We start from the raw sequence: 7,249 nt of genomic DNA on the forward strand, positions 1-7,249 counted from the left end.
AGGTGAGGCGGTAGTGGCGATACAGGGCCGGGTTCGGCACAATGCAGGGCCAGCCATGTGCCGCGGGCACGGCATCCGCTTGAGGAGCATCCGCCATGAAAAAGAGCGAAATGCAGGACAGCAAGGAGGACAGCATCCCGGCTTCCGAACTGATCGATGCCAGGATCCGCGAGCTCGACGACTGGCGCGGCCAGATGCTCGGCCGGCTGCGCGCGCTGGTCAGGGAAGCCGATCCCGAAGTCGTCGAGGAATGGAAATGGCGCGGCGTCCCGGTCTGGTCGCACGACGGCATCGTCTGCACCGGCGAGACCTACAAGAGCGTCGTCAAGATGACCTTCGCCAAGGGCGCGGCGCTGGACGATCCCGCCGGCCTGTTCAACGCCAGCCTGGAAGGCAACACCCGGCGCGCCATCGATTTCCAGGAAGGCGACAAGGTCGACGAGAAGGCGCTGAAGACGCTGATCCGCGCCGCCGTGGCGCTGAACCAGTCCAAGGGCCGGCGCTAGCCTCAGGCGGCGAGGCGCCGCTGCTGCCGGCGCATGCCATCGAAGATCGCATCGGCCAGGTCCATGGGGAATTCCGGCGGTAGCGCGGAAGCAGCGGCGTCGATGGCCCGGCTGGTCTGCGACACGACCTCGTCGAGCATCGACTCGACATCGTCGGGCGAGAAGCCGATGCGCTGTCCCTGGGCAAACCAGTGCCGCCGCTGGATCTCGTGGATGGCGTAGTGCGAATTCTTGCCGTGCAACGCCATCGCCAGCCGTGCGCGTTGCGGCGCCACCTGGTTCTTGCCTTTGCCGATGATCGGGTGCGCCGACAGGATGTCGTACAGCGGCGTCGCTTCATAGCGGCTGCCCGGCAGATGGCTGATGCTGAAGTTCTTGCCATGGCCGTCGGTGGCCGCGAGCAGCCAGAAGACGATTTGCGCCAGGAAGAAATTGCGGCGATCGGACGACGCCGAACGCGAGCCGGAGAGGATGTCGGAGATCTGCTGGATGCCAGGCCCGCCGTCCGACTCGTATTTCTGCAATGCCGACGTGCCGGTGGCCTGGCACATGTCTTCCTGCGGCAGGCGCAGCAGCCAGGAACCGTCGGCTGAGGGCTTGCGGTCGAAGCGTTCGACGACCAGCGCCTTCACATCCCCGAAGCGCGCGATCTCGCAGGCAGCGACCGGCAGGCCAAAGGCGGCGACGATCCTGGCGCAGAGCCATTCGTTTTCCACCGAGGTGCGCATGTCGGCGCGCATATTGCCCACCAGTCCCATCGGCAGCTTGAAGATATGCGTGGTAGGCGTACTGCCTTGCGGCAGCAGCCATTGTCCGTCCCAGCGCAGCAGCGCGGTCTTCTCCTGCGCGCCCGCGATGGACAGGCGCAGGTCATCGATGGGCTCGCGCAGCCCGAGCACGGGCTCGGCCGTGGCCTCGTGCAGCAGGGTGGCGATCTCCGTCCCTGACAGCGGGCGGCCCTGGACGCGCTTCAACGCCGTCGGCGCTTCCTGCGGCGGCAGCATCTGGAGGGCGCCGGCGCAGTCGCGGCCGAGCTTGGCCAGCAGCGCGAAGGCGTCAGTCCCGCCGGTCTGGTACCGGGCCGCGATGCGCCGCCTGATGGCATCGCTGTCTGGCAGCAGGTTGTCGAAATAGTTGGCGACTGCCGGCCCACGGTGTGGCTGGTTGCCTGGCGTAAAGGGCAATGACAAGGACAGCGGCCGGCCTTGCGGGTCGGCAATCCAGTCTTCGCGATAGGCCAGCCGGTCGCCGGCGGGCGTGGTTTCCCAGTGACCCACCGGCAATCCGTTCATCCACAGGTCGAGACGCTTCGCTTGCGTGCCGCGCGCCATGGCTACCAGTCCTCCCGCTGTGGCTCGGTGGTCTTGCGGGCGGGGCGGCTTGCCTTGTCGCCGGCGGGCTTTTTCGGCTTTTCCGTCGTCGTTGCCTGTCGGGCAACCTTGCGTGCCGGCTGGGAGACTGTCTCTTGCACAGGCTCCGGCTGGGTATCAGGGGCAGGGGAGAGGACCATCTCCACGCCGAGCACGCGCAGTGCCTTGAACAGCCGCTCGACGCTGGCCGCGGCGGGGTTGGCTTCCAGTTCGGCGTAGGTTTGCTGCCTGACGCCCAGGTAAGCCGCCATATTGGCCTGCGTCAGGCCCCTGGATTTCCTGAAGCCCTGCAGGATCGGGCGCAACTGGGTGAGGGTATGGATGGGATATTGCATAGCGCCGCCTGCCGTTCCGGATGGCTGGCCGTGGGTTGCCGATGAGGTACAGGATATAGCCTGTTTTGACGTTTTACAAGCTGTAGCCTGTATCAAACAAATACAGGGCGTGGGCTGTATCTTGAAAATACAGGAAATCGCCTGTAGAAGCCACGCCGGCCTACCAGTGGTCCCCTGGATAGGACCACCCGGTTCCATTGAACGCACCCGGCCCCGGGCATAGAGTCCACCTCACCCGAAGTAGCTAGAACAGCGGTGGAGACCGACATGCCTTTCAGCAAAAGACAGTTCCTGGCCAGTGCCGCGCTGGCCGTCCTGGCCTCGATGGCCCCGGCAGTGCACGCTGCAACCGACAAGCCAATCACGATCGTGGTCGGCAGTCCGGCCGGTGGCACCACCGACGCGCTGGCGCGCCTGATCGCCCGTTCGATGGGTGAAACGCTGCAGCGCAGCGTGGTGGTGGACAACAAGCCCGGCGCCGGCGGCAATATCGCCGCGCAGTATGTTGCGCGCAGCACGCCGGACGGCACCACGCTGCTGATGAGCTTTACCGGCCATACCATCAACGCCTCGCTCTACAAGAACCTGCCGTTCGACGCGGTCAGGGACTTCACGCCGATCTCGATGGTCGCGCGGGTGCCGAGCGTGCTGGTGGCGCGCAAGAATGCGCCGTTCGACAATACTGCCGGCCTGATCGACTATGCCAGGCGCAACCCTGGCAAGCTGAGCTTTGCCATCGGCGCGCAAGGGTCGTCGCTGCACCTGGCCAGCGAGCAGTTCAAGCTGCAGACCGGCACCGACATCCTGAACATTCCCTACAAGGGCACCAATCCCGCGCTGACCGACCTGCTGGCCGGCACGGTGGACCTGATGTTCGCCAGTACCGTCAACGTGCTGCCGCATGCGAAGTCCGGCGCGCTCAAGATACTGGGCGTCAGCAGCAAGCAGCCGCTGCCGCAGTTCCAGGGCGTGCCCACCATCGGCAGCACCGTGAAGGGCTTCGAGTCATCGGCGTGGTTCGGGCTGTTCGGGCCGGCAAGGCTGCCGCAGGCAACCACCGACCAGCTGTATCGGGCGGTGAAGATCGCGGTGGAGGATCCGGCGTACAAGCAGCGAATGGAAACCGAGGCCGCCAGCGCGGTCAGCATGACGCCGCAGGCGTTCGCGCAGTTTGTCCGCGGCGATATCCAGCACTGGGCCAAGGTGATCCAGGCATCGGGCACGCGGGTGGAATGATGGCGCAGGTGTCCGCACAGGTCGCACAGGTCGCACCACCGGCCATGCCCCAGACGCTCGCCCAGAAACTGCTGGCCCGCGCAGTTGGCCGCGCGCATGTCACGCCGGGCGAGATCGTCACCTGCCGCGTCGACCTGGCCATGATGCATGACTCAGGCGGCCCGCGGCGTGTCAAGCCGCTGCTGGAGAAAATCGGCGCCCGGGTCTGGGACCCGTCCAGGGTGGTGGTGGTCACAGATCACTATGTGCCGGCCCATGACGCCGACAGCCGCAAGATCGTGCAGATCGCGCGCGATTGGGTCAGGGAGGAGGGCGTGGCGCGCTTCCATGACATGGAGGGCATCTGCCATGTCGTGGTGCCGCAGAAGGGCTACCTGCGTCCGGGCATGATGGCGGTGGGTGGCGACAGCCACTCGTCGACGGGTGGGGCGTTCGGCGCGTACATGTTCGGCATCGGTGCGACGGAGATGCTGGGCGTACTGGTCACCGGCGAGATCTGGGTGCGCGTGCCGCAGACCATCCGCATGCAATGGCACGGCCGGCTGCGCGCGGGCGTGTCGGCGAAGGACATGATGCTGCGCATGTGCACGCAGTTCGGCATGGACGGGGGCCAGTACCAGGCGGTCGAATATACCGGCGCCGCCGTGTCGGCGATGTCGATGCAGGAGCGGATGACGCTGTCGAACATGACTGCCGAACTTGGCGGCCAGGCAGGCCTGGTGGCGCCCGACCGGGTTACGCGCGACTGGCTGCTCGGCGCCGGCGTGGAGCCGTCGGACATCGACATCGACCGCTGGCAGTCGGATGCCGGTGCCGCCTGCCTGGCTACGCACGACTTCGACGCCGCGTCGCTGGCGCCGCAGGTATCGCGGCCGCATACCCCGGCCGATGCGGGCGACGTCGACAGCCTGGGCAATGTGGCGGTCGACATCGCATACATCGGCGCCTGCACCGGTGCCAAGCTGGACGATTTGCGCATGGCGGCGCAGGTGCTGCGCGGGCAGCGCGTGGCGCGCAATACCCGGCTCCTGGTGGCGCCGGCCAGTGCCGCGGACCAGGCACAGGCCGAGCGCGAGGGCACGCTGGGCGCGCTGGTGGCCGCCGGCGCCGAGCTGCTGCCGAACGCATGCGGCGCGTGCGCCGGCTATGGCGAGCACCGCTTTGGCGAAGACACCGTGGTGATCAGCACCACCGCGCGCAATTTCAAGGGGCGCATGGGCGCGGCATCGTCGCAGGTTTATCTCGGTTCGCCGTACACGGTGGCCGCGTCTGCAATCGCCGGCCGAATCGCCGATCCAAGGGAGATGCTGTCGTGAACGACACGCTGACGCCAGCCACAGGGCGTTTCACCGGTCGCGCCTGGGTGTTCGGCGACGATATCAATACCGACCTGCTCGCGCCCGGCGCCTACATGAAGTACGGCATCGAAGAACTCGCGCGCCATTGCATGGAGCATGTCGATGCCGAGTTTGCCGCCGCGGTGCGGCCCGGGGACATCGTGTTCGGCGGGCGCAATTTCGGCGCGGGATCGTCGCGCGAACAGGCGGTGGAGGTCCTGCGACACCTTGGCGTGGCGGCCGTGGTCGCGCCGTCGTTCGCAGGGCTGTTCTACCGCAACGGCTTCAACCTGGGCCTGCCGCTGTTCACTTGCCCGGCGCTGCCGCGTATCGCGGCCGGCCAGCGCGCCGGTTGCGAGATTGCGCGTGCGCAGGTCTTTGTCGAAGGCCTCGCGCCGCTACAATGCGAACCGATTCCGCCGCACCTGGTGGACATGATCCATGACGGCGGCCTCGTGCCGCACCTCGCCCGCAAGATCGCGGCGGGCCAACTTTCCGTGACCGGGATTCCAGCATGACACTGAAGCAACGCCTGCAACAACCCGGCATCGTGACCGCGCCGGGTGTCTACGATGCCTTTTCCGCTCTGCTGGTCGAGCAGGCCGGCTTCCAGGCCGCCTATCTGTCCGGCGCCAGCATTGCCTATACGCGCTTTGGCCGGCCGGATATCGGCTTCCTGTCGCTCGACGACGTGGCTTCGGTCACGCGTAATATCCGCGAGCGCGTGGCGCTGCCGCTGATCGTCGATGCCGACACCGGCTTCGGCAACGCCCTCAACGTGGTTCAGACCGTACGCGTGCTCGAGCGTGTCGGCGCATCGGCGATCCAGCTGGAAGACCAGGCGATGCCGAAGCGCTGCGGGCACCTCGACGGCAAGTCGGTGATCCCGGCCGCCGAGATGGCGGGCAAGATCCGCGCCGCCTGCGACGCGCGCCGCGATGCGAACACGCTGGTCATCGCCCGCACCGACGCCGTGGCGGTGGAGGGCATGGAGGCGGCGCTGGAACGCGCCGAGCGCTACGCCGAGGCCGGCGCCGACCTGCTGTTCGTGGAAGCGCTGCGCAGCCGCGAAGACATGTCGGCGGCCATCGCCAGGCTCGGACCCCGCGCGCCGCTGCTGGTCAATATGGTCGAAGGCGGCAAGACGCCCGTGCTGCCGGCGCCGGAACTGGAGGAGATCGGCTTTCGCGTCGTGATTTTCCCCGGCGGTACCGTGCGCGCGCTGGCCTTTGCGCTGCGCGACTACCTGCAGAGCCTGGGGGCGCACCAGACCACCACACCGTACCTGGACCGGATGCTTTCGTTCCAGGCGCTCAACGAGCTGATCGGCACACCTGAAATGCTGGCGCTGGGCAAGCGCTACGAATAGGGCAGCCGCGCTTGTTCAAGTAGCGCCACCGGCGTACCGTGGCGGCAATGCCCCGGTACGCCTGTCAGCCTGTTGCCCATGCCTTTGGATGCCAACCCCGATCTTCCCCGCTTCCAGCAAGTCCGGCTGATCCTGCGCGACCGTATCCGCGGCGGCTACTACGAGACCGGGATGCCGCTGCCCGGCGAGCGCCAGCTTGCCGAAGAATTCGGCGTGGCGCGCGTCACCGTACGCTCGGCGCTGGCGCGGCTGGAAGAGGAGGGGATGGTCGCGCGTCTGCGCGGCAAGGGCACCGTGCCGACCTTCCGGCACGCGTCCGCCGCCGCCACGGCGGTGCGCGGCGGATTGCTCGACAACATCGTCAGCGTCAGCAAGCGAACCCGCGTCACGGTCCTGGAATGGAAGCGCATGCCGGCTCCGCCAGCGGTCAGCACGGCGCTGGACCTGCCGCCTGGCGCCGCGGTGCTCAAGGTGGTGCGCGTGCGCAAGTTCAAGGCGCAACCGATCGCCTATACCGAAGTCTTTGTGCCCGACGACCTCGCCGGCGCGCTCGACCGGCATACGTTGCAGGACACGCCGATGCTGGTGGCGCTGGAGCAGCACGGCGTGCATGTCGTTTCCGCCGACCAGACGCTCGGGGCTGCCGTGGCGGACCTTCAGGTTGCCCGCATCCTGCGCCTGAGTCCCGGGGTGCCGCTGCTGCGCGTTTCGCGTATCGCCACGGATCGGCAAGGCCGGCGTGTGCAATACCTGGTGGGCCTGTATCACCCGGAGCGCTACACCTACCAGATGCGCCTGTCGCGCGTGGGCGGGGCTACACGTGTCTGGATCGACGCCGATTCGTCAGACCCGGACGCAGCGGGCAGCACGACGATTTCGCCGCTGGAATAAGTTAGGGGGGATTTGGGCCAAGGTTCGACATTTGAATTCGTTCCAACTACGACATCAGGAAAGACGGTCAATACCTGATGTCCAGGCAAAGTTGAAATGTCCGGGCGCCAGCAAAGTTGAAATGTCCGGTTTTCCGGTGTCATTTCAGCTTTATCTGATCTGTTTTTGGGGTTCCCGTCGGGCGCTGGTGCTGGCCTGACACGAT

At 66.8% G+C, this 7,249-nt stretch carries 8 protein-coding genes; 6 read left to right on the top strand and 2 right to left on the bottom strand.

All coding sequences use genetic code 11. From position 1 onward, the window contains the following. The first annotated feature begins 95 nt into the window (after positions 1-95). Positions 96-506, top strand: a complete 411-nt coding sequence (locus tag VSR71_RS19160; RefSeq protein WP_342915425.1) for a DUF1801 domain-containing protein — start codon at positions 96-98, stop codon at positions 504-506. Between the two features lie 2 nt (positions 507-508). On the opposite strand, the gene VSR71_RS19165 is transcribed toward VSR71_RS19160, so the two are convergent. Together VSR71_RS19165 and VSR71_RS19170 are read right to left on the bottom strand one after the other, a co-directional pair. After that, entirely contained in the window at positions 509-1,837 is a 1,329-nt protein-coding gene (locus VSR71_RS19165) for a type II toxin-antitoxin system HipA family toxin (RefSeq protein ID WP_342915426.1), read from the bottom strand. 2 nt (positions 1,838-1,839) lie between these two features. Continuing rightward, entirely contained in the window at positions 1,840-2,211 is a 372-nt protein-coding gene (locus VSR71_RS19170) for a helix-turn-helix domain-containing protein (RefSeq protein ID WP_342915427.1), read from the bottom strand. Positions 2,212-2,478: 267 nt separating this feature from the next. On the opposite strand from VSR71_RS19170, the gene VSR71_RS19175 reads away from it, so the two are divergent. From VSR71_RS19175 to VSR71_RS19195, 5 genes are all read left to right on the top strand, one after another. Continuing rightward, positions 2,479-3,447 (top strand): tripartite tricarboxylate transporter substrate binding protein, encoded by a 969-nt coding sequence (locus VSR71_RS19175; protein ID WP_342915428.1) that lies wholly within the window; start codon positions 2,479-2,481, stop codon positions 3,445-3,447. Between the two features lie 44 nt (positions 3,448-3,491). Beyond that, the gene (locus tag VSR71_RS19180) at positions 3,492-4,763 is read left to right on the top strand and encodes a 3-isopropylmalate dehydratase large subunit (RefSeq protein WP_342915429.1); all 1,272 of its coding nucleotides are present in this window, start codon (positions 3,492-3,494) and stop codon (positions 4,761-4,763) included. Continuing rightward, positions 4,760-5,302, top strand: coding sequence for a 3-isopropylmalate dehydratase (locus VSR71_RS19185; RefSeq protein WP_342915430.1), 543 nt, complete (start codon positions 4,760-4,762; stop codon positions 5,300-5,302). Before VSR71_RS19180 ends, VSR71_RS19185 begins: the two co-directional genes overlap by 4 nt. After that, complete coding sequence (locus tag VSR71_RS19190; RefSeq protein ID WP_342915431.1) at positions 5,299-6,153, top strand: isocitrate lyase/PEP mutase family protein; 855 nt, start codon at positions 5,299-5,301, stop codon at positions 6,151-6,153. The genes VSR71_RS19185 and VSR71_RS19190 overlap by 4 nt, the downstream gene beginning before the upstream one ends. Positions 6,154-6,231: 78 nt before the next feature. Then, complete coding sequence (locus VSR71_RS19195) at positions 6,232-7,044, top strand: GntR family transcriptional regulator (RefSeq protein ID WP_342915432.1); 813 nt, start codon at positions 6,232-6,234, stop codon at positions 7,042-7,044. Positions 7,045-7,249: the final 205 nt, after the last annotated feature.

Origin of the sequence: Cupriavidus oxalaticus, assembly GCF_038900635.1 — a bacterium.
Lineage (GTDB): Bacteria > Pseudomonadota > Gammaproteobacteria > Burkholderiales > Burkholderiaceae > Cupriavidus > Cupriavidus oxalaticus_B.